Source organism: Halovenus carboxidivorans, assembly GCF_009831575.1.
Taxonomy (GTDB): Archaea; Halobacteriota; Halobacteria; order Halobacteriales; family Haloarculaceae; genus Halovenus; species Halovenus carboxidivorans.
Genome location: NZ_WUUT01000001.1, coordinates 783,689 through 801,939, shown reverse-complemented (window position 1 = coordinate 801,939; position 18,251 = coordinate 783,689). Strand labels below are relative to the sequence as shown.

The window sequence follows — 18,251 nt, the reverse complement described above, 5'->3', positions numbered from 1 at the left end:
CGAGTCGGTCGTGTCTACCACCGGGGGAAGTATCTGTCTTCCGGCACGCTACAGCAGCGACCGCGAGGAGTTCGTGACGACGAGCAGGCTCGACGCCGCCATCGCGAGCGCGGCGAACAGCGGGTTGAGCACGGTCGTGATGGCCAGCGGAATCGCCACCGCGTTGTAACAGAACGCCCACCCGATGTTCTGTTTGACCCGCGAGTTCGCCGCCGCGGCGAGATCGAAGACAGTCTCCAGCGAGGACAGCGAGTCGTCGACGATAGCGACGTCTGCGGCGTCCGCGGCGAGGGCCGTCCCGCTACCGAGCGCGATACCGAGGTCGGCCGTCGCCAGCGCGGGCGCGTCGTTGGTGCCGTCGCCGACCATCACGGTCTGTCTGCCGGCCCCGTAACGCCGGACTGTCTCGGCTTTCGCCTCCGGCGGCACGCCAGCGAACACCTCGTCGACGGCCGGATGAGCCGCAAACGTCGCACTGGCCTGCTCGCTGTCGCCGGTCAGGACGGCGACTTCGATACCGCGGTCGTCGAGCATCTCGACGACTGCTTCCCAGTCCTCGCGGGGCTGGTCACCGACGACAGCGACGCCCTCGGCAGTGCCGTCACGACCGACGACGACCGGCGCGTTTCCGGCGGCCGTGGCCTCCTCCGCACGGGATTCGATCTCGTCGGGAACCGTCCACCCCTGTTCCGTGAACAGATCGACCGTCCCGACGAGCAGTGCTGCGCCGTCGACGGTCCCCCCGACGCCCGTCGCGTAGCTCTGAAACTCCGTGACGCGGCTCTCCATCGGATCCGGTGTGTCCAGCGTCGGCTCACCGTCGGCCTCTGCGGATTCGGTGACACCGCCGTCGGTTGCCGCGTCCGGTCCGAACCGGTCGGCGATTGCCGCCGCGACGGGGTGCGAGGAGTGGGTTTCCAGCAGCGCGGCCTGCTCGAACAGGTCCGTCGGTCCGTCGGCGTCGAGCACCTCCATATCGCCGGTGGTCAGCGTGCCGGTCTTGTCGAAGATAACCACCTCGACGTCCTGCAGTCGCTCGAAGATCGTCTCGTCGAAGACGACGATGCTCCGTTCGAGCGCCTCCCGAACGCTCGATGCGATGGCGAGCGGCGTCGCCAGCCCGAGCGCGCAGGGACAGGAGACGATCATCACCGTCAGCGCCGTCAACACGGTCGTCGAGAGGCTGGCCCCGAGGAGGAAGTGGACGACACCGACGACCACGGCGAGCGTCAACACGAGCGGGACGAAAATCGTCGCCAGTCGGTCGGCGAGTTGCTGGATCCCGTGGTTGGCGCTCTGGAGGTCCCAGACCATGTCGGTAAGTCGGTCGATACTGCTGTCGGCGCCCTCGCCGACCTCGACGACCAGCGAGCCGTCCTGCAACAGCGAGCCACCGACGACTTCGTCGCCGGGGGTCTTGCCGACTGGAAGCGACTCGCCGGTGACGACCGCCTCGTCGACCGTTCCCTCGCCGTCGACTACGTCGCCGTCGACGGGAACCCGTTCGCCCTCCCTGACGAGAATCTCCTCGCCGGCGTCGAGGTCGTCGACCGGGACAGTCGTCGTCGAGCCGTCGCCCTCGTAGCGGTGTGCCTCGTCGACCTGCGCTTCGGTGAGACCGGCGAGGCGCTCGTTGGCTGTCTGTTTGATCTGGTTCTCGTAGTAGCCGCCGGCGGTGACGACCAGAATCACCGTCAGCGTCACGTCGTAGTACAGGCTCGGAATGCCGCTCTCGACGAAGATGGCGATAGTGCTGTACAGCCAGGCGCTCGTCGCCGCGACGGCGATGAGCAGGTCCATGTTCGGCTGGCGGGTCCGGAGGCTGACGTACGCCCCTTTCAGTATCGGCCCGCCGGTGTAGACCAACACGATGCCGGTCAGCAGTCCCATCACGAGGAAGGGGTAGCTGGCCGAGGTGCCGGCGAGCATCTCCCGGAGAAACGCCGCCTGCTGGTCGGGATACCACAGCCCGCCGAAGTACAGCGGGTAGATCAACGCCACGTAAGTCATCATAATCGCCATGCCGAAGGTGACGCCGACGACCAGCCGCGTGAGACTCTCCTCTTCGGCGCGACGTTCCGCCAGCGGGTCGTCACGGCTGTAGGCCTGATACCCCAGCCCGCTCAGCAGTTCGCGCAGCCCCGACTCGTCGATCGCGTCGGGGTCGTGGTCGACGCGCACGGCGTCGGTGATGTAGCTCGCGTCCGCGTCGGCAACGTCGTCGTGAGCGACCGCCTGGGACTCGATGAACGTCTCACAGGTCGCACAGTGCATCCCGCCGACACTCAGAAACGTCGTCTCGTAGTCGTCTGGCACGTCGCGGTCTTCACTGTCGAGTTCGGCCTCGATATCGGCCGGGTCGGCGTCCGCCGAGAGATCGTCCCGGTCTTCGAGGGTCGCCTTGATCTCGCGACAGCCCCGACAGCAGAACTGTTCGCCGGCGTCGTTCTCGACGGCGGTCTCCGAGAGCGGCAGGTCACAGAGCGTACACACCTGTTCACCTGTCACCGAAACCACCCCGGGACCGCCTCGGATTCCCGTACATGGCCCGTTGGAGACAGTCTAACGGAGCGAAGGCAAATACACTGTCGGTCGCTGGGGTCGACTCTCTCGGCCGACGACCGGCCCGAACCGGACGTTTTAGTGCGGACGGGAGAAACATAGCTGACATGAGTGGCGTGCTCGCTGCGGCGTCCCCCGGCCGGGCGGAACTCGCCTTCGGGGTCGGCGTGGCCCTGTTGCTCGTGAGCGGGCTACTGCCGTGGATCGTCGCCTCGGAGCCGATTCCGGTCAGCGATCCCGCGGAGGAGGCCGCGGGACTCACCGCCTTCGGCGAGGAGACGACCAGCGAGGAGATACTGGGGATCGACCGCGTCGACTGGGTCGTCCTCGCGGGCGTCGGACTCGTCGCGACGGGGCTGATCGTGACCGAACCGTGGGACCCCCTCGTCCTCGCGTTCGCCGGGGCCAGCGGCGTCGCTGCGCTCGGTCTCGGAGTGGCCTACGTCACCGATCCGGTCTGGATGTACAGCGACTGGATCAAGCCGGACGTGGCGGCCGTCGCCAGCACGGGACCGGGGGTGTACCTGGCGGTCGGCAGCGGGCTACTCCAGTGTCTCGGCTGTTATCTCGGCCACACCGAGACGGGGCGTTCGGGCGGCGCACAGCAACTCGACGGGCCGCAGTCGACCGGTTCGGCGGGAGGCGAACCCACGCGGCCGTCGGCCGGCCGACCCCAGAACCAGCCCGACAGACGCCAACGCCAGCGACGGGACGAGCGGCCACGGCAGGACGCGGGGCGACGGCGTCCCCGCGAGAGAGAGCAGAGCGGACAGCAGCCGGACGGTCCACAGCACCGGGAGCGGCACTCACCCGAGGATCAGTCGACGGCCGCCCCGGAGGAAGCGAGTCAGGGGTCAGCGGCGGAACACGGCAGACGAGGACAGCAAAAAACGACGACAGAATCCGGGAACGAGACTGCTAACGAGACGGAGTAGCTGTCTCGGGTTCACTCACGCGCCCACTCGACGGCTTCCTCGACGGATTTGAACGTCTTGATCTCCTGGGGAACGTCGAGGTTGGCGCTGACCGCACGGGCCTTGATCCCCTCGGAGACGAACGCCAGTTTCTCGACGTTCGCCTCGCGGGCGTTCTCGCTCCACGCCCTGGCGAGGTGGTCCTGAGTCTCCCGGCCGAGGGTCGTCTCCGGGCTGAACTCCGTGACCGTGGCAGTGATGTGTGCCCGACCGGCCTTCGAGAGCCAGTCGGCTTCGGCCTCGTCCATCGCCTCGGTCCCGCCCGACCAGTCGGTGAGATCCAACACGAGAACATCGCCGCGCGTCTCGAAACTGTACTCGAAGGGCGTCTGCTGTGATCGTGACATACCAATAGATTCGTCGGCCAGTCGCTTCGACCTTCTACCTAACAGCGTTGGGCGAAAACAGCGGATCGACACTAACAGTGTAGGTGTCAGGCGAGGGCGCTGCCGGCGCGGATGAGTCGCTTCTCGCCGAAGGCCGGTCCGACCAGTTGGAGGCCGACCGGTAGCCCCGGGTCGTCACCGACCGGGACGGAGATAGCGGGGAGGTTGGCGAGGTTGACCGGCGTCGTGTTCGCGTCGGCGAGATACATCTTCATCGGGTCGTCTAGACTCTCGCCGAGTTCGAAGGGTGTCACCGGCATCGTCGGCGAGGCGAGTACGTCGGCCTCGGACAGCGCCTCGTCGAAGTCCTGCTGGATCCACGCACGAGCGTCCTGAGCCTTCTTGTAGTATTTGTCGTGATAGCCCGCCGAGAGCGCGTAGGTCCCGAGCAGGATGCGGCGTTTGACCTCCTCACCGAAGCCCTCCTCGCGGGCCGCGGCGAAGGCCTCGTTCCAGTTGCCGTCGTAGCCGCCGGAGGTGCCGTACCGAACGCCGTCGAACCGCGCCAGGTTCGACGAGGCCTCGCTCATCGCGATGACGTAGTACGCCTCGACTGCGTGTTCGAGGCTCGGGAGGCTGACCTCGTGGTAGCTCGCCCCCCGTGCTTCGAGGTCGTCGATGGCGTTCCAGAACTGGTCGACGACGCGGTCGTCGGCCCCGTCGAGCAGTTCCGTGGGGACGCCGATTTCGAGTCCGTCGACGTCGCCGTCGGCGGCCTCGGCGTACTCGTAGTCGCTTCCGTGGTCGGTCGCGTCCCGGGTCGTCCCGTCGCGTTCGTCGGGGCCGGCGATCACTTCGAGCAACTCGGCGGCTTCCTCGACTGACGGCGCGAGCGGACCGATCTGTTCCAGCGAGTTCGCGTACGCGATCAGGCCGTACCGGGAGACGAGTCCGTAGGTGGGTTTGATGCCGACGACCCCACAGAAGGCGGCGGGACAGCGGACCGAGCCGCCGGTGTCGGTCCCCAGCGCCAGATCTGCCTCGCCGGCGGCGACGGCGGCCGCGGAACCGCCGGAGGAGCCGCCCGGGACGTGGCCCGGAGCGGCGGGGTTGTCCGTCGACCCGAAGGCGGAGGTCTCGGTGGTCGTCCCCATCCCGAACTCGTCCATGTTCGTCTTGCCGGGGATGGTCGCGCCGGCCGCCTTCAGGCGCTCGATGACCGTCCCGTCGTACGGCGGGACGTACTCCTCGAGCATGGCGGACCCGCAGGTAGTTCGGACTCCCTCCGTCGAGATGTTGTCCTTGACCGCGACGGTCCTGCCGGCGAGCGGGCCGTCCTCGTCGCCCTCGATTGTCGTCTCTGTGATGTAGATGTTCTCGGACATGCTCAGGAGACTCGCGGGCCTTTGAACTTGCCGTCTTCAGTTTCCTCGGCGTTACGCAGCGCCTCGGCCTGATCGAGACTGTCCCTGACCTCGTCGGGGCGCATGACGTTGGTCAACTCGGGCTCGCTGTCGGTTTCGGGGACCTCGTCCAGCGCCTCGAACGCCGAGAGGATCTCGCCGAACTGGTCGGCGAAGCGCTCGCGCTCCTCGGCACTCAACTCGACGCGGGCGAGGCCGGCGATGTGTTCGACCTCGTCCGGATCGACGGGAGAGTCGCTCATGAGCGAGCAGACGGTACTCCGGTCAGTAAGCGTTTCGAAGCCGGTCGAGCACCACGGTTAAGCCCCGGCCGCTCCGAGCGACGATACGATGGACAGCCCTGAACTGGCCCGCGTCGCGGAGGCGAGTGCGGCGGCGGGCGCCGCGGTCGCGGCCGACCGATTTCGGACAGAGCTCGACGTACAGTACAAAGACGGCAAGACCGATGTCGTCACGCAGGCGGACCGGGACGCACAGGCGGCGGTCGTCGACCGGATCCGGGAGGCGACCCCGAACGCGACGGTCTGCGGAGAAGAGGGAGACAGCTACGGACACCTCTCCGAGGAGGGGATCGTCTGGGTGATCGATCCGATCGACGGAACGAACAACTACGTGCGAGGAAACCGCCGGTGGGCGACCAGCGTCGCCTGTCTCCGCGACGGCGAGGCGGTCGCCGCGGCGAATTTCTGTCCGGCCGTCGGGGATCGGTACGTCGGAACAGCGGCCGGGGTAGACAGAAACGGGGATCGAGTGACCGTCAGCGACCGAACTGACCCCGAACGGTGTACGGTCGCGCCGACGATCTGGTGGGATTTCGACCGCCGTGAGGAGTTCGCGGCGGCGACGAGCGGGATCGTCCACCGGTTCGGTGATCTCCGACGTATTGGCTGTGCACAGGCCGCGCTCTCGATGGTCGCGACGGGCGCGCTCGACGGCGTGATTACGAACCGCGTCGCCGAGCCGTGGGACAGCGTCGCCGGTGCCGCGATGGTCGAGTGGGCCGGCGGAACCGTGACGGACATCGACGGGAACGCGTGGCAACCCGAAGCCCGAGGGCTGGTCGCCTCGAACGGGCGGATCCACGAGGACGTTCTCGCCGCTGCCAGAGAAATCGACGCGGCGGCCGAACCCGGCAATTAGAGCCGGAGGGCCCGCCGTCTCGGTCGGACTTCGCCGTCGGCGTCCGGATCAGCGAACTGTTGTCCACAACGGCCACAGAAGTACGTGTCCGCGATGAACTGGGGCGTCCGGCGGATCTCCGTCTCCGAGAGTTCGCCAGCACAGCCGGGACAGACGACTGGTGACTGATCCATCGGTATCGCGGCTACGGATCGGAGACACAAAGAACCTTCTAGGAGAGCAACATGTTCCTCGACAGCCGAGGGAACCGAACGTACGGCTATATAAACGACGGGCCCTCAGTTTTTCGGCTCGCGACCCAGCCAGCGGTTCACGTCGCCGAGCCCTTTGATGACTTCGAGCAGGCCCCGGGAGTCGTGTTCGCTCGGGCGGAGTCGCGCCCGGATCCGCGAGGAGATGATCTCGACGGAGATGACGATGAAAAACACCATCACGATCCCGGCGGCCATCTCCTGGTAGGCGAACAGGTCCTTCCGGAGAGTGATGTAGCGCCCGATTCCGCCCGCACCGACGACGCCGAGTCCGATTGCGATCCGGACGTTGATCTCGAGGACGTACAGCGCCCAAGCGATGAACGACGTCGAGACCTGGCTGAGCATGCCGAAGGTCACGACCTGGGTTCTGGACGCGCCGGTCGATTTGATCGCCTCGATCGGCCCCTCTTCGATCTCTTCGAGTTCGTCTGTGAACAGCCGTCCCATGTTGCCGACCGTGTCGGTCGAGATTGCGAGGACGGCACCCACCGGGTTGATCCCCGCCAGCGGGATGTAGATGAAAATCCAGACGAGCGCCGGGATGGAGCGGATGGCGCTCATCGTCCCTCGGAAGATGAAGTTGAACGGGAACGGCGTCACGCGCTCGGAGCCCAGCACCCCGAAGAGCAGGGCGAGCGGGAATCCGATGACCGTCCCAGTAAAGCCGAGGATCAGCGTCACGAGACTCATCCGGACCAGCGTCGTCTGCGCTGCTGGCTGGTCGCTGGTCAGCGTCTCGACGATTGGCGCACCGAAGTTCCGGAAGCTCCGGGTGATCGCCTTCGGCCCGTTGATGTCGTTTTGCTTGGTGTACAGCGTGAACTCACGGAAGTTCGGCGGGAAGAAGTTCCCGAGGAACTGCGTGAACGCGCCCCGCTGGCGCCAGAGATCACCGGGGTTGAACTCGATGTACCGGAGCCCGAGGACAGTCAGTGCGACGATGCCGAACAGAAGCAACAGACTCGAGATCTGTCTGAACAGCCGCCGTCGGCGCAGGAGATTGTACTTCTCCTCGTAAGAGGACTCATCCGGTTCGACGTTGCTCATGGATTCCCACCCGACGATGTCGGTTGTGTTGGCGTCTCAGGATTCTCCGTAGCCTCCTCGGAGTCGCTCGACGTGCGGGTCGGAGCCGCCAGCCGCTCGGAGTCACGCTCGGACCGGTCGCTGGCGCCCTCCTCGCCGTAGTAGATCCGGTCGAACACGTCCATCGTCAGTTCGTCACGCGTCCCGTCGAAGATGAGTTCACCGTCGCGGACGCCGAGGAACCGATCGCCGAACTTGCGGGCGATGTCGACCTGATGCAGGCTGGCGACTGTGGTCAGCCCGCGCTCCTCGCTGGCGGTTTTCATGTACCGCATCACGTCGCGGGCGGCCTTGGGGTCGAGACTCGACACCGGTTCGTCGGCGAGAAGGAGTTCCGGCTCCTGGACCAGTGCGCGAGCGATCCCGACTCGCTGTTTCTGTCCGCCGGACATCGACCCCGCGCGCTGCTCGGCCTCGTCGAGGAGTCCGACGGTATCGAGTGCGTCGAGCGCCGCCATCTTCTCCTCGCGGTCGTACAGGGTCAGGAGGCTGCGGCCGAGACCTTCCCGTGAGAGGCCACCGGTCAGCGCGTTCTTGAACGCGCTCATGCTCTCGACGAGATAGTGCATCTGGAAGACCATCGCCACGTCCTCGCGCTCCCCCTGGACCGGTTCGCCGTCGATTGTCACCTCGCCCTCCGTCGGCATCGTCAGCCCGTTGAGGACACGGAGCAGCGTCGACTTGCCGGCGCCGGAGGGGCCGAGCAGGACGACGAACTCGCCGTCCTCGATCGTACAGTCGATCCCGTCGAGAGCGACTGTCTCCTCGTTGTACACTTTCCGGACGCCGTCGAATGAGACCTTCGACATGGGGAGTCAGTTCTGCTGGAAGATATCCGTGCCGACGCCGAGTTCGTTCGCCGCATCGATCACAGGCTGGTACTTCTCGACACCTGCTTCACGAACGGCGTTGAACCAGAGGTCGTCGTCGGTTCCCTCCTCGCCGTCGACACCCCAGTAGATGTCGTCCGGGGCGTTGAGGAACGCGTCGACGACGGCGTTTTTGTTCTCCTCGGACAGTTCCGGACTGACGACGATCGGCGCTCGCGGCAGCCCTTCCCGGGTCCAGAGCCACTCGGCGGTCTCGCCCCAGGGGTTGGTGTCCGCGCCCTCTTTCAGCCCCTGGACGAAACCGCCGATACCGGCCGCGGCAGCCTGACCGTTGGCCATCGTCTCGTAGGAGGCCGGGTGCGACCCGGCGAAGTTCGGCGTGAAGTCCGCGCCGCTTCCGTCGCCGGTCGGAAGGTTGCCGATATCGAGACCGCCGTCGTTCGAGAGGCCGTACAGCGGGAACAGCGCACCGCTGGTCGACAGCGGGTCCGCGAAGGCGATCGTCTCGCCTTCCAGATCGGACAGCTCATCGATGTCGCTGTCCCGTCGGACCGCGATCCCGCTCATGTACGTCCAGGAGCCGTAGCCCTGGCGCTGGAGGACGATTTCAGCTCTGTCGGATTCCGCGCCGAGCGCGGCCGCGAACGGCCCCGTCTCGGCAACGTCCGACGTACCCGAGCCCAGCGCCTGGATGACGGCGCTGTAGTTGTTCGCCAACTGCATCTCCGCGTCGGCGTCCAGTTCGTTCGAGAGATACTCCTGAACCGGCGTGTACTGCGCTTCGAGGTTCTCCTGTGCAACGCTCGGGGAGACGTTGAAGTCCACTGTCCCATCTCCGAACGCCTGGTCACTGCCGCCGCCGGTACAACCGGCCGCGAACGTGGCACCGACTGCGCCCGCCGTTACAAGGAATTTGCGTCTCGACTGGCTAGACTGCAGGTTTTGTTCGGACATTCATCCACAAATATTCCCCTCTCCGTTAATATCTTTGGTAATATATGTCCGGCTTTTCGGTGTGTACTATATTGGCCTATACTCCGGTATATATTTCTATATAATTACCGCGGAACCTACAGCCGTCACCGAGAAACGAACGGTGATAGGGCCGGTGTGATAGAACAGGAACACGTCCCCGGTGAGCCGGGACGCCTCCACAGGACAACAGCGAGTGTGAACACACCCCATCACACGGGCGCAGTTTTCAGGGAAGGGTTTAAGTTGCTTGGCGACCAACATAAATGTACCGCTGGATACCGCTGGACGTTTTCCGTGTAATCCCTTCACCAGCAGAGACCAACATGACTGACACGACAACAAGACGATACGCGCGCGAGAGCGAGCGCGAGGAGACTGAAGAACAGGAAACAGACGACGAGACGCTCGTCTGCCCGGAGTGTGGTGGCAACCTCGCGTCGGACGCCGAACACGGCGAGACCGTCTGTGAGGACTGCGGACTTGTCGTCGAGGAAGACGAGATCGACCCCGGCCCGGAGTGGCGGGCGTTCGACGCCAAGGAGAAAGACGAGAAGTCCCGCGTCGGTGCTCCGACGACGAATATGATGCACGACAAGGGACTGTCGACGAACATCGGCTGGCAGGACAAAGACGCCTACGGCAACGCGCTGTCGAGTCGCCAGCGCGAGAAGATGCAGCGGCTCCGGACCTGGAACGAGCGGTTCCGGACCCGTGACTCCAAGGAACGGAATCTCAAGCAGGCGCTGGGCGAGATCGACCGGATGGCCTCCGCGCTGGGGCTCCCGGAGAACGTCCGCGAGACCGCGAGCGTCATCTACCGACGAGCGCTCGAAGAGGATCTACTGCCCGGCCGCTCCATCGAAGGCGTCGCGACCGCCTCGCTGTACGCCGCCGCCCGGAAGGCGGGAACTCCCCGCTCGCTGGACGAACTGACGACGGTGTCACGGGTCGACAAAGACGAGATCGCCCGAACCTACCGCTACGTCGTCCGGGAGTTGAGCCTGGAGATCAAACCCGCCGACCCCGAGAGCTACGTCCCCCGGTTCGTCTCGGACCTCGAACTCTCGGAAGAGGTCGAGCGCCGCGCCCGACAGCTCCTGCAAAACGCCAAAGAACAGGGCGTCCACTCCGGCAAGTCCCCGGTCGGACTGGCCGCCGCTGCGGTCTACGCCGCCTCGCTGTTGACCAACGAGAAGGTCACCCAAAGCGAGGTCAGCGAGGTCGCGAACATCTCCGAAGTGACGATCCGGAACCGCTATCACGAACTGCTCGAGGCCGAGGAGAACGTCCCCGGGCTCTAGTTGGCGGCACCAGCATCCGCGAGCAGCCCGTCGGCCAGTGGTCCGGGCTCGATATCGACCGTCACCTCCCGCTGTTCCTGTCGGTCGAACGACCGGACGATCGAGGCGGTTTGGGTGATCGCTGCTTCCGGGTTGTCCGGATCGGCATCCAGATTCACCGCTTCGACGGTGATTTTGAGATCGGCGGGAATGCCGTGGTTTGCGACGAGAACGGTCGCCGTGACTGTCCCCTCGACCGGCGAATCGAGTTTGTCCGGCTCGATGTAGACCGCCTCGGCCCGAACTTCACCCTCGATCGCTTCGCCGGTACAACCCGCGACCCCGACGAGCGCTCCCGTTCCGAGAGACTGTAACAGCCGTCGTCGGGTCAGGTCGATTGGCATAGGTATCGGTGCTACGGCGTCGACGAGTATGAGTGGCCCGCTTGCGTTCGGCGGTCAGTACACGTCGGCCAGGAACTCGCGGATCGCGTCGTTGACTGCCGCCGGTCGTTCGACGTTCGAGGAGTGACCCGCTTCGGGGATGAGTGCCTGCTCGGCGTCGAGGGCGTCGACTGTCGGCTCCGCCCGCTCGAACGGGATCGATTCGTCCTCCTCGCCGTGGACGACCAGCGCCGGCACGTCGACGCCAGCGAGTTGGTCGGTCACGTCGGGCCGTTCGAGCCACGAACTGACCTCTTGGTAGACCGCCTCGCCGGAGTAGGTCTCCCACCGTTCCATCCAGGACTGGACGAGTTCCGGGTTCTCCTCACGGGTCGTCTCGCCGAACAGGAAGTGAGTCACCGTCTCGGCCATGCTCGTCGCCATGTGGTCGTCCTCGCGTCCCCGGTCGATCATCCCCTGGTAGAGTTCGATGTCCTCCTCGGGGTGCGGTCGGGAGGTGGAGTCGATCAGGACGATACCGGAGATTTCCTCGGGATACTCCATCGCCAGCCGGATCGCCATGAACCCGCCCATCGACATGCCGGCGACGACTGGCTCGTCCATGTCGAGAGCGTCGATTGTCGCTCGGCAGTCCTCGACGAGGTCGAAGAGGTCGTAGGGTTCGTAGGCGCGTTCGGTCCGCGCCCGGAGGTTGTAGGCGGCGACGCGATACTCGTCGGAGAGGCCGTCGATCTGCGGGTCGAACATCGTCCGATCCATCAGCGTGCCGTGGGCACAGAGCAGTTCGGGGCCGCTGCCGGCCTCGCGAGTGAGCGTCTCCGCCCGCCGTCGGTACATCGCGGTCGCCGGTGCGTCATCGAGTGACATACCACGTCTGCGAGCGAGACCGACAAAAAAGTGCGTGTCGACCTGGGTTCCGACCGCGGTGGCAAACGGTACGGCGGTGGCAGAAAACTTATTCCAGAATCGAGAAATCGTCTCGGTATGGTCTCGCTGTCGTCGTTCGAGCTACTGCTGGTCGTCACCGGTCTGTTCGTGCTCGTCAGCGGGGCCGTCGTGGTCTACGTCTCGTCTGAGGACACGCCGACTGGTCCGCACCTACTGCTCGTTGTGAGTCTGCTCGTCGGGCTGACGACCGTCCTCGGTGCCGGAGCACTCCATCTGGAGGGCGAACAGATCGAGTACAGCGTCGATGCGTGTGCGGGAAACCAGACCGGGACCCCGTTCAGCGAACTATCACCGGAGGGCCGGGAGGTCTTCCGGTCGGCGCTCCAGGCCGATGGGGCGTACACGACACGGAGCCACCCCGCCGAGTTCGAACTGCAGAGTGATGTCAGCCGCACGAACGAGATCCAGTACGAGTCACAGTGTTACGAACTGACGGCGCGAGAGAGAGATCGGTTCGGGGTTCTGAGTGTCCTGGTATCGGCTGCCGGAGGCGGTCTCGCGGTGCTGCTCGCACTCGGGAGTCTGTTCGGGTACGAACGGGCCCGTCGGCGGGACTCCGCTCGGGCGGACGAGGGCGGGGCCGACTCGGAGTCCTGTCCGAACTGCGGGCTGACCTTGGTCGTAGGCGTCGAGGAGTGCCAGCGGTGTGGCTGGTCTCGTGATGGTGGCGACACGCGGGGCTCTGAGCAATCGAACGAGTAGGCCTTTCGAGCGGCCTCGGCACCGCCGAAAAAGCGCATCCGTGAAGTGCGTCGGGACGTACTAGCAGGTAATGTCCGACACAGGGGGTCCGCTGTCGCCGGATCGACCAGACGCCGAAAGCAGTTTTCGGGTCGACGCGCCGTTCGAGCCGGCGGGCGACCAGCCCGAGGCCATCGAGGCGCTCGTCGACGGCTTCGAGCAGGGCATGGACAAACAGACCCTGCTCGGCGTCACGGGGTCGGGAAAGACCAACACCGTCTCCTGGGTCTTGGAGGAGATACAGAAACCGACGCTGGTGATCGCCCACAACAAGACGCTGGCCGCGCAGTTGTACGAGGAGTTCCGGGAGCTGTTCCCGGATAATGCAGTAGAATATTTCGTCTCCTACTACGACTACTACCAGCCCGAGGCCTACGTCGAGCAGACCGACAAGTACATCGAGAAAGACGCCTCGATCAACGAGGAAATCGACCGCCTGCGTCACTCCGCGACTCGGTCGCTTCTGACCCGCGACGACGTGATCGTCGTCGCCTCCGTCTCCGCGATCTACGGGCTCGGTGATCCGCAGAACTACGTCGACATGGCCCTGCGCCTCGAACAGGGTCAGCGGATCGACCGCGAGGAGCTACTCGGCCGACTGGTCGATCTGAACTACGAGCGCAACGACGTGGACTTCACCCAGGGCACCTTCCGCGTCCGCGGCGATACGGTCGAGATCTACCCGATGTACGGACGCTACGCCGTTCGGGTCGAACTCTGGGGTGACGAGATCGACCGCCTCCGGAAGGTCGACCCGCTGGAGGGGGAGATCGTAAGCGAGGAGCCAGCGACGCTCATCCACCCGGCGGAGCACTACTCGATCCCGGAACAGCGACTCGAACAGGCCATCGAGGAAATCGAGGATCTGCTCGAAGAGCGGATCAGCTACTTCGAGCGCAAGGGCGATCTGGTCGCCGCCCAGCGCATCGAGGAGCGGACCACCTTCGACCTCGAAATGCTCAAAGAGACCGGCTACTGCTCGGGCATCGAGAACTACTCGGTGCATCTCTCCGACCGCGAGACTGGGGAAGCGCCGTTCACACTGCTGGATTACTTCCCCGACGATTTCCTCACCGTCGTCGACGAATCCCACCAGACGATCCCACAGATCCGCGGGCAGTTCGAGGGGGACAAATCCCGCAAGGAGTCACTCGTCGAGAACGGCTTTCGGCTCCCGACCGCCTTCGACAACCGCCCGCTCACCTTCGAGGAGTTCGAGGCGAAGACCGACCAGACGCTGTACGTCTCCGCGACGCCGGGCGAATACGAACGCGAGGAGTCCGACCAGATCGTCGAACAGATCGTCCGGCCGACCTACCTCGTCGATCCCGAAATCGAGGTCGCCGACGTCGAGGGACAGGTCTCCGATATCATCGAGCGGCTGGAGAACCTGCCCGAGGACGAGCGCGCGCTCGTCACGACGCTCACCAAACGCATGGCCGAGGATCTGACGGAGTATCTCACCGAGGCCGGCATCGACGTGGAGTACATGCACGACGAGACCGACACGCTCGAACGCCACGAGCTGATCCGGAGCCTCCGGCTGGGCGAAATCGACGCCATCGTCGGGATCAACCTGCTCCGCGAGGGGTTGGACATTCCGGAAGTGTCTCTCGTGGGTATTCTCGACGCCGACCAGGAGGGATTCCTGCGGTCGGAGACGATGCTCGTCCAGACGATGGGGCGGGCGGCCCGAAACGTCAACGGCAAGGTGGTGCTGTACGCCGACGAGCCGAGCGCGGCGATGGAGTCCGCAATCGAGGAGACCAGACGTCGCCGGCGCATCCAGCGTGAGTTCAACGAGAAACACGGCCACGAGCCGACGACCATCGACAAGGAGATCGGCGAGACCAACCTCCCCGGCACCGAGACCGACACCGGAGACGCGGCGTCGATGGAGCCGTCAGACGCCGACGAGGCCGCCCGAGCGATCGAGGAACTCGAACAGCGGATGGAGGAGGCCGCCGACAACCTCGAATTCGAGCTCGCGGCCGACATCCGTGACCGCATCCGACAGCTCCGCGAGGAGTACGACCTCGACGGGGGCGACGACGAGGGCGTCCCGGCCCCCGACATCGAGTGAACGTACCAGCTGGCGTCAAATAGTTTGAAGACCGGGCAGTAGCCTTACACTACCAATGCAACGCCGTGACGCCTGCGGGTGGGGTATCACAGTCGTCGGGTTGGTTCTCGGGGCGATCCAACTCGTCCAGGGCGGCCAGCAGCTCTCGGAGTTGACCGGGCTCTCGCAGTCAGAGCTGGTGATCGTCTTCGCGTTCGAGACGATGCCGTTCGCGCTGATCGGGCTGAGCCTGGTCTACGTCGGCTACTGGCTGACCGACCAGGAGGGGTTCGAGCCGGATCTGTTCCGGATCCTCTCCTGGGGGGCGGGGGGGACGGTCATTTTCGCCTCGATTGCGGCGCTGATCCTCTTTAGCCAGCAGGTCACGCTGGATACGCTCGCACAGGGACAGTACATCACCATGAATCTCGTCACCGTCGGCGCGGTGGTCGGGGTGCTGGTCGGCATCTACGACGCACAGAGCCGACTGCGACAGCGCGAACTCGAACGCGAACGCGACCGGATCGAGGCCTTCGCGGGGAAGGCCGCCGACATCAACAACTACGGCCGCGAACTGAACCGCGCCCGCTCGGTCGACGAGGTCAGTGCGCTCTGTATCGAGGCGATCCAGACGCTGCTCGGCCTCACCGAGACGGCGCTGGTCGCCGTCGACGAGGAGGGGTCCGTGATCGACAGCACGATCATCGGCGCCGACGACGAGACGTTGATCGACCTGGCGCGGGAGGCGACCGAGCAGGAGCAGGCCAGCGCCGTGGTCCGCGAGGACTCCCCGATGGACGGACCTCTGCTCTCGATGCTCGTCACTGCCCACGACGGCAGCGGCGTCGTCCTGCTCGCGCCCGCCGGGACCGGCGGATTCGACGAGGAGGACCAGCAACTGCTGGAACTGCTCGTCTCCCACGCCGGGACGGCGCTCGACCGGATCCACGATCCACAGAGGCGGGAAGCCTCAGCCTGAGCCTTCGAGCAACAGCGCGGTACAGAGCGCGTCGGCGCCTTCCTCCTCTCGGAGTCGACGCTGTCGGTCCGCGCCGCTTTCGGCCTCGTAGATGTCTCCGAGGCCGTTCACGCCGAGACGGTCGGATTCGGTCTCGACGAACTCCCCGAGAGAGAGAGTCGCCTCGCCGTCGCGGTCGATGAAGGAGGCGTCGTGACCGTGACGGATCGCGCGCCACTTGTTCTCGTCGAGGATCTCACGTCGGTGGCGGTAGCCCGTCTCGCCGTCCTCGTAGCGCTCACAGAGGTCGACGACGAGCGCGTGGATGTACTCGACGAAGGCGAGCACCGTCTCGGGGTCGTGTTGGCCGTCGGGGGTCCGTACCTCGACGGTCCCGTGTGCGGAGTGTGGCCGCACGTCGTACCAGAGTTCGCCCCGGTCCTCGATCGATCCGGATTCGAGCATCCGGCGCTCGAAGCGGTCGAAGTCGTCGTAGGAGTCGAAGGTAGTCGGCATCCCCGTGTTGGGAAGCCCCTCGAAGATCTTCGCACGGGCGGAGTGTAGCCCGGTGTCGAAGCCGTTCCAGTACGGCGAGTTGGCCGACAGCGCGAGCAGCGGCGGCAGATACCAGCGGATCTCGTTGGCCACCCAGACAGCCTTGTCCGCGTCGTCGACGCCGACGTGGACGTGCAGTCCGGCGGTCGTGTTCCGGTGCTGTGGATACTGGATTCGGTCGAGCTGTGACTTGTAACGCGGCTTCTCGGCGTGTTCGAGTTCGCGCCAGCGCGCGAGCGGGTGCAGTCCCGCCGCGGCGATCTGAAAGCCCTCGCTGTCGGCGTGCTCGATCAGCGCGTCCCGGACGGCCAGCAGGTTCTCCGCCGCGTCGTCGATGTCCTCGATCAACGGCGTCTGTGTCTCGATGACGAACTTGAACAGTTCGTGATCGAGTCGGCCGTCGAGAATCTCCGGCGGCGTCGACTCGTAGACGAGTTCGTCGGTGCCGGCGGTCGGCCGACCCGCGTCGTCGACGACGAAAAACTCCTCCTCGATCCCGAGTGTCCCCATCCGATTGAAATGCTCGGCGTCACCGCGGTCCATCTGTTCTGTCACTCGGTTGTGCGCCGCCGGGCTAAAGTATTCTGCTCCCGACGCCTGCTCACTCGTCGTCGAGACGGCGGACGCCCGGTTCGACGAACGCCTCGGACTGTCGCTGGCGGTTGCGCTCTGCGAGTCGACCCCACTCCGCGAGTCCGCGTTCGATCTGCTTGGCGTCGAAGCCGATTACCTCGCCGACGGCAGACAGTTCGCGGGGGGCCCGGAGCTGGAGGTGTGAGAACGGGTCGGCGCTGACCACGTACGGCGCGTCGTACTCGGTGACGATTTCGCGGAGTTTCCGCAGGTTCCGGAGCCGCCTGACGCGCGTCCCGCCGGACGCGCGAAGCACCCCCGCCAGGTTGAACTCGATCCGGACGGCGTTTCTGGCGGCCTCTTTCGCGAGGACGTGGTTGAAATCCCCGTCGTCGATCATCGGGTGAGCGAGCACGTCGACCTGTGGCTGCTCGACCGCGAAGCGGTTGATCTCCGGGTTGCCGCCGTGGACCGCGACGATGCGCTGGTGTTCGCGGTGTGAACTGACGAAACCGCTCGCCCGGGACGGGTCGTCGACGCGAATCTCCACGCCGGCAACGATGTCGATATCGTAGGTGTCAGCGACCTCGCCGGGGCTGTACGAGGCGGGTTCGTCGCCGTGATTGCGGACGACCAGACCGTCGAAGCCGTACTCGCTCGCGGTCAGCGCCAGGCGGGCGACCGTGCTCTGCCCGTCCGGACGGGCGTGGACGGCCTCGTACATCACAGCTCCGCCAGCAGTCCCTCGACGTTTTCGACCGCCGATTCCTTCTTGGCCGGGTAGGCCTCGACCTTGCCGCGGAAGGTGATCCCGTCGCCGAGTTCGACCGCGCCGTTGAACGCCGCCTGTTTATCCAGCGTGAGGAAAAACGCGCAGTTCTCGTTGACGCGCTCGTCGAGTTCGTCGACGACCCGGGCGAACTGCTCGTCGGCTAACTCCCCCAGCGCGTCCAGGACGGTCCGCATCCCGTCCGTGCTCTCGACCCGCGCGGAGAGAACCAGGATCGGATCCCCGTAGTGGCCCTCGGAGCCGGCGCGTTCGATCTCGAACTCCTCGGGGAGAAACAGCCGCAGGGCGTCTTCGACCCGCTCCTCCTCCTCGGTCACGTAACAGAACGCACGGAGATCGATGTAGTGAAGCGGGATCGAAGACATCGCG

19 protein-coding genes are annotated in these 18,251 nt (G+C 65.5%); 6 read left to right on the top strand and 13 right to left on the bottom strand.

What is annotated here, in order from left to right:
• Positions 1-48: 48 nt before the first annotated feature.
• A complete protein-coding gene (locus tag GRX03_RS04010; RefSeq protein WP_368277950.1) occupies positions 49-2,508 on the bottom strand; it encodes a heavy metal translocating P-type ATPase in 2,460 nt (819 codons plus the stop codon).
• A 161-nt stretch (positions 2,509-2,669) separates the two neighbouring features.
• Here GRX03_RS04010 and GRX03_RS04005 point away from each other — a divergent pair, with 161 nt between their 5' ends.
• Positions 2,670-3,497, top strand: a complete 828-nt coding sequence (locus tag GRX03_RS04005; RefSeq protein ID WP_159762870.1) for a hypothetical protein — start codon at positions 2,670-2,672, stop codon at positions 3,495-3,497.
• Between the two features lie 11 nt (positions 3,498-3,508).
• Here GRX03_RS04005 and GRX03_RS04000 read toward each other — a convergent pair whose 3' ends face one another.
• The 3 genes from GRX03_RS04000 to gatC form a co-directional block, all read right to left on the bottom strand.
• Positions 3,509-3,883 carry a hypothetical protein gene (locus GRX03_RS04000; protein WP_159762869.1) on the bottom strand — a complete coding sequence of 125 codons (375 nt, stop codon included), beginning with the start codon at positions 3,881-3,883 and terminating at the stop codon, positions 3,509-3,511.
• A gap of 86 nt (positions 3,884-3,969) precedes the next feature.
• Positions 3,970-5,247 (bottom strand): Asp-tRNA(Asn)/Glu-tRNA(Gln) amidotransferase subunit GatA, encoded by a 1,278-nt coding sequence (gene gatA, locus GRX03_RS03995; protein WP_159762868.1) that lies wholly within the window; start codon positions 5,245-5,247, stop codon positions 3,970-3,972.
• A gap of 2 nt (positions 5,248-5,249) precedes the next feature.
• Entirely contained in the window at positions 5,250-5,528 is a 279-nt protein-coding gene (gene gatC, locus GRX03_RS03990; RefSeq protein ID WP_159762867.1) for an Asp-tRNA(Asn)/Glu-tRNA(Gln) amidotransferase subunit GatC, read from the bottom strand.
• Positions 5,529-5,616: 88 nt separating this feature from the next.
• On the opposite strand from gatC, the gene GRX03_RS03985 reads away from it, so the two are divergent.
• Entirely contained in the window at positions 5,617-6,426 is an 810-nt protein-coding gene (locus tag GRX03_RS03985) for an inositol monophosphatase family protein (RefSeq protein WP_159762866.1), read from the top strand.
• Here GRX03_RS03985 and GRX03_RS03980 read toward each other — a convergent pair.
• The 4 genes from GRX03_RS03980 to phnD all read right to left on the bottom strand — a co-directional run bounded on the left by GRX03_RS03980 (position 6,423) and on the right by phnD (position 9,550).
• Positions 6,423-6,599 (bottom strand): hypothetical protein, encoded by a 177-nt coding sequence (locus GRX03_RS03980; RefSeq protein ID WP_159762865.1) that lies wholly within the window; start codon positions 6,597-6,599, stop codon positions 6,423-6,425. The genes GRX03_RS03985 and GRX03_RS03980 overlap by 4 nt on opposite strands.
• A gap of 105 nt (positions 6,600-6,704) precedes the next feature.
• Complete coding sequence (gene phnE / locus GRX03_RS03975; RefSeq protein ID WP_159762864.1) at positions 6,705-7,727, bottom strand: phosphonate ABC transporter, permease protein PhnE; 1,023 nt, start codon at positions 7,725-7,727, stop codon at positions 6,705-6,707.
• Positions 7,724-8,575, bottom strand: coding sequence for a phosphonate ABC transporter ATP-binding protein (locus GRX03_RS03970; protein WP_159762863.1), 852 nt, complete (start codon positions 8,573-8,575; stop codon positions 7,724-7,726). Before GRX03_RS03970 ends, phnE begins: the two co-directional genes overlap by 4 nt.
• A 6-nt stretch (positions 8,576-8,581) precedes the next feature.
• Complete coding sequence (gene phnD / locus GRX03_RS03965) at positions 8,582-9,550, bottom strand: phosphate/phosphite/phosphonate ABC transporter substrate-binding protein (protein ID WP_159762862.1); 969 nt, start codon at positions 9,548-9,550, stop codon at positions 8,582-8,584.
• A gap of 344 nt (positions 9,551-9,894) precedes the next feature.
• On the opposite strand from phnD, the gene GRX03_RS03960 reads away from it, so the two are divergent.
• A complete protein-coding gene (locus GRX03_RS03960; protein WP_159762861.1) occupies positions 9,895-10,872 on the top strand; it encodes a transcription initiation factor IIB in 978 nt (325 codons plus the stop codon).
• Here GRX03_RS03960 and GRX03_RS03955 read toward each other — a convergent pair.
• On the bottom strand, positions 10,869-11,255 hold the full coding sequence (locus tag GRX03_RS03955; protein WP_159762860.1) for a hypothetical protein: 387 nt from the start codon (positions 11,253-11,255) through the stop codon (positions 10,869-10,871). The two genes, GRX03_RS03960 and GRX03_RS03955, sit on opposite strands and share 4 nt — an antisense overlap.
• Positions 11,256-11,309: 54 nt before the next feature.
• Positions 11,310-12,122: an alpha/beta fold hydrolase gene (locus GRX03_RS03950; protein ID WP_201289169.1), complete on the bottom strand. Its 813-nt coding sequence runs from the start codon at positions 12,120-12,122 to the stop codon at positions 11,310-11,312.
• Between the two features lie 117 nt (positions 12,123-12,239).
• Between GRX03_RS03950 and GRX03_RS03945 the strand changes: the two genes are divergently transcribed.
• The 3 genes from GRX03_RS03945 to GRX03_RS03935 all read left to right on the top strand — a co-directional run bounded on the left by GRX03_RS03945 (position 12,240) and on the right by GRX03_RS03935 (position 15,985).
• Positions 12,240-12,905: a hypothetical protein gene (locus tag GRX03_RS03945; protein ID WP_159762859.1), complete on the top strand. Its 666-nt coding sequence runs from the start codon at positions 12,240-12,242 to the stop codon at positions 12,903-12,905.
• 70 nt (positions 12,906-12,975) lie between these two features.
• Positions 12,976-15,027 (top strand): excinuclease ABC subunit UvrB, encoded by a 2,052-nt coding sequence (uvrB, locus tag GRX03_RS03940; RefSeq protein ID WP_159762858.1) that lies wholly within the window; start codon positions 12,976-12,978, stop codon positions 15,025-15,027.
• Positions 15,028-15,082: 55 nt separating this feature from the next.
• Positions 15,083-15,985, top strand: a complete 903-nt coding sequence (locus GRX03_RS03935; RefSeq protein WP_159762857.1) for a GAF domain-containing protein — start codon at positions 15,083-15,085, stop codon at positions 15,983-15,985.
• On the opposite strand, the gene GRX03_RS03930 is transcribed toward GRX03_RS03935, so the two are convergent.
• Genes GRX03_RS03930 through GRX03_RS03920 form a run of 3 tightly spaced genes read right to left on the bottom strand, consistent with a single transcriptional unit; the run spans position 15,977 to position 18,247 of the window.
• The gene (locus tag GRX03_RS03930; RefSeq protein WP_159762856.1) at positions 15,977-17,062 is read right to left on the bottom strand and encodes a glutamate--cysteine ligase; all 1,086 of its coding nucleotides are present in this window, start codon (positions 17,060-17,062) and stop codon (positions 15,977-15,979) included. The genes GRX03_RS03935 and GRX03_RS03930 overlap by 9 nt on opposite strands.
• 58 nt (positions 17,063-17,120) lie before the next feature.
• On the bottom strand, positions 17,121-17,816 hold the full coding sequence (locus tag GRX03_RS03925; RefSeq protein WP_159762855.1) for an RNase P subunit p30 family protein: 696 nt from the start codon (positions 17,814-17,816) through the stop codon (positions 17,121-17,123).
• Positions 17,816-18,247: an RNA-binding protein gene (locus tag GRX03_RS03920; RefSeq protein ID WP_159762854.1), complete on the bottom strand. Its 432-nt coding sequence runs from the start codon at positions 18,245-18,247 to the stop codon at positions 17,816-17,818. The genes GRX03_RS03925 and GRX03_RS03920 overlap by 1 nt, the downstream gene beginning before the upstream one ends.
• Positions 18,248-18,251: the final 4 nt, after the last annotated feature.

Coding starts and splice junctions, on each gene's coding strand:
- GRX03_RS04005 (WP_159762870.1), top strand. CDS start 2,670: ATGAGTGGCGTGCTCGCTGCGGCGTCCCCCGGCCGGGCGGAACTCGCC.
- GRX03_RS04000 (WP_159762869.1), bottom strand. CDS start 3,883: ATGTCACGATCACAGCAGACGCCCTTCGAGTACAGTTTCGAGACGCGC.
- gatA (WP_159762868.1), bottom strand. CDS start 5,247: ATGTCCGAGAACATCTACATCACAGAGACGACAATCGAGGGCGACGAG.
- gatC (WP_159762867.1), bottom strand. CDS start 5,528: ATGAGCGACTCTCCCGTCGATCCGGACGAGGTCGAACACATCGCCGGC.
- GRX03_RS03985 (WP_159762866.1), top strand. CDS start 5,617: ATGGACAGCCCTGAACTGGCCCGCGTCGCGGAGGCGAGTGCGGCGGCG.
- GRX03_RS03980 (WP_159762865.1), bottom strand. CDS start 6,599: ATGGATCAGTCACCAGTCGTCTGTCCCGGCTGTGCTGGCGAACTCTCG.
- phnE (WP_159762864.1), bottom strand. CDS start 7,727: ATGAGCAACGTCGAACCGGATGAGTCCTCTTACGAGGAGAAGTACAAT.
- GRX03_RS03970 (WP_159762863.1), bottom strand. CDS start 8,575: ATGTCGAAGGTCTCATTCGACGGCGTCCGGAAAGTGTACAACGAGGAG.
- phnD (WP_159762862.1), bottom strand. CDS start 9,550: ATGTCCGAACAAAACCTGCAGTCTAGCCAGTCGAGACGCAAATTCCTT.
- GRX03_RS03960 (WP_159762861.1), top strand. CDS start 9,895: ATGACTGACACGACAACAAGACGATACGCGCGCGAGAGCGAGCGCGAG.
- GRX03_RS03955 (WP_159762860.1), bottom strand. CDS start 11,255: ATGCCAATCGACCTGACCCGACGACGGCTGTTACAGTCTCTCGGAACG.
- GRX03_RS03950 (WP_201289169.1), bottom strand. CDS start 12,122: ATGTCACTCGATGACGCACCGGCGACCGCGATGTACCGACGGCGGGCG.
- GRX03_RS03945 (WP_159762859.1), top strand. CDS start 12,240: ATGGTCTCGCTGTCGTCGTTCGAGCTACTGCTGGTCGTCACCGGTCTG.
- uvrB (WP_159762858.1), top strand. CDS start 12,976: ATGTCCGACACAGGGGGTCCGCTGTCGCCGGATCGACCAGACGCCGAA.
- GRX03_RS03935 (WP_159762857.1), top strand. CDS start 15,083: ATGCAACGCCGTGACGCCTGCGGGTGGGGTATCACAGTCGTCGGGTTG.
- GRX03_RS03930 (WP_159762856.1), bottom strand. CDS start 17,062: ATGGACCGCGGTGACGCCGAGCATTTCAATCGGATGGGGACACTCGGG.
- GRX03_RS03925 (WP_159762855.1), bottom strand. CDS start 17,816: ATGTACGAGGCCGTCCACGCCCGTCCGGACGGGCAGAGCACGGTCGCC.
- GRX03_RS03920 (WP_159762854.1), bottom strand. CDS start 18,247: ATGTCTTCGATCCCGCTTCACTACATCGATCTCCGTGCGTTCTGTTAC.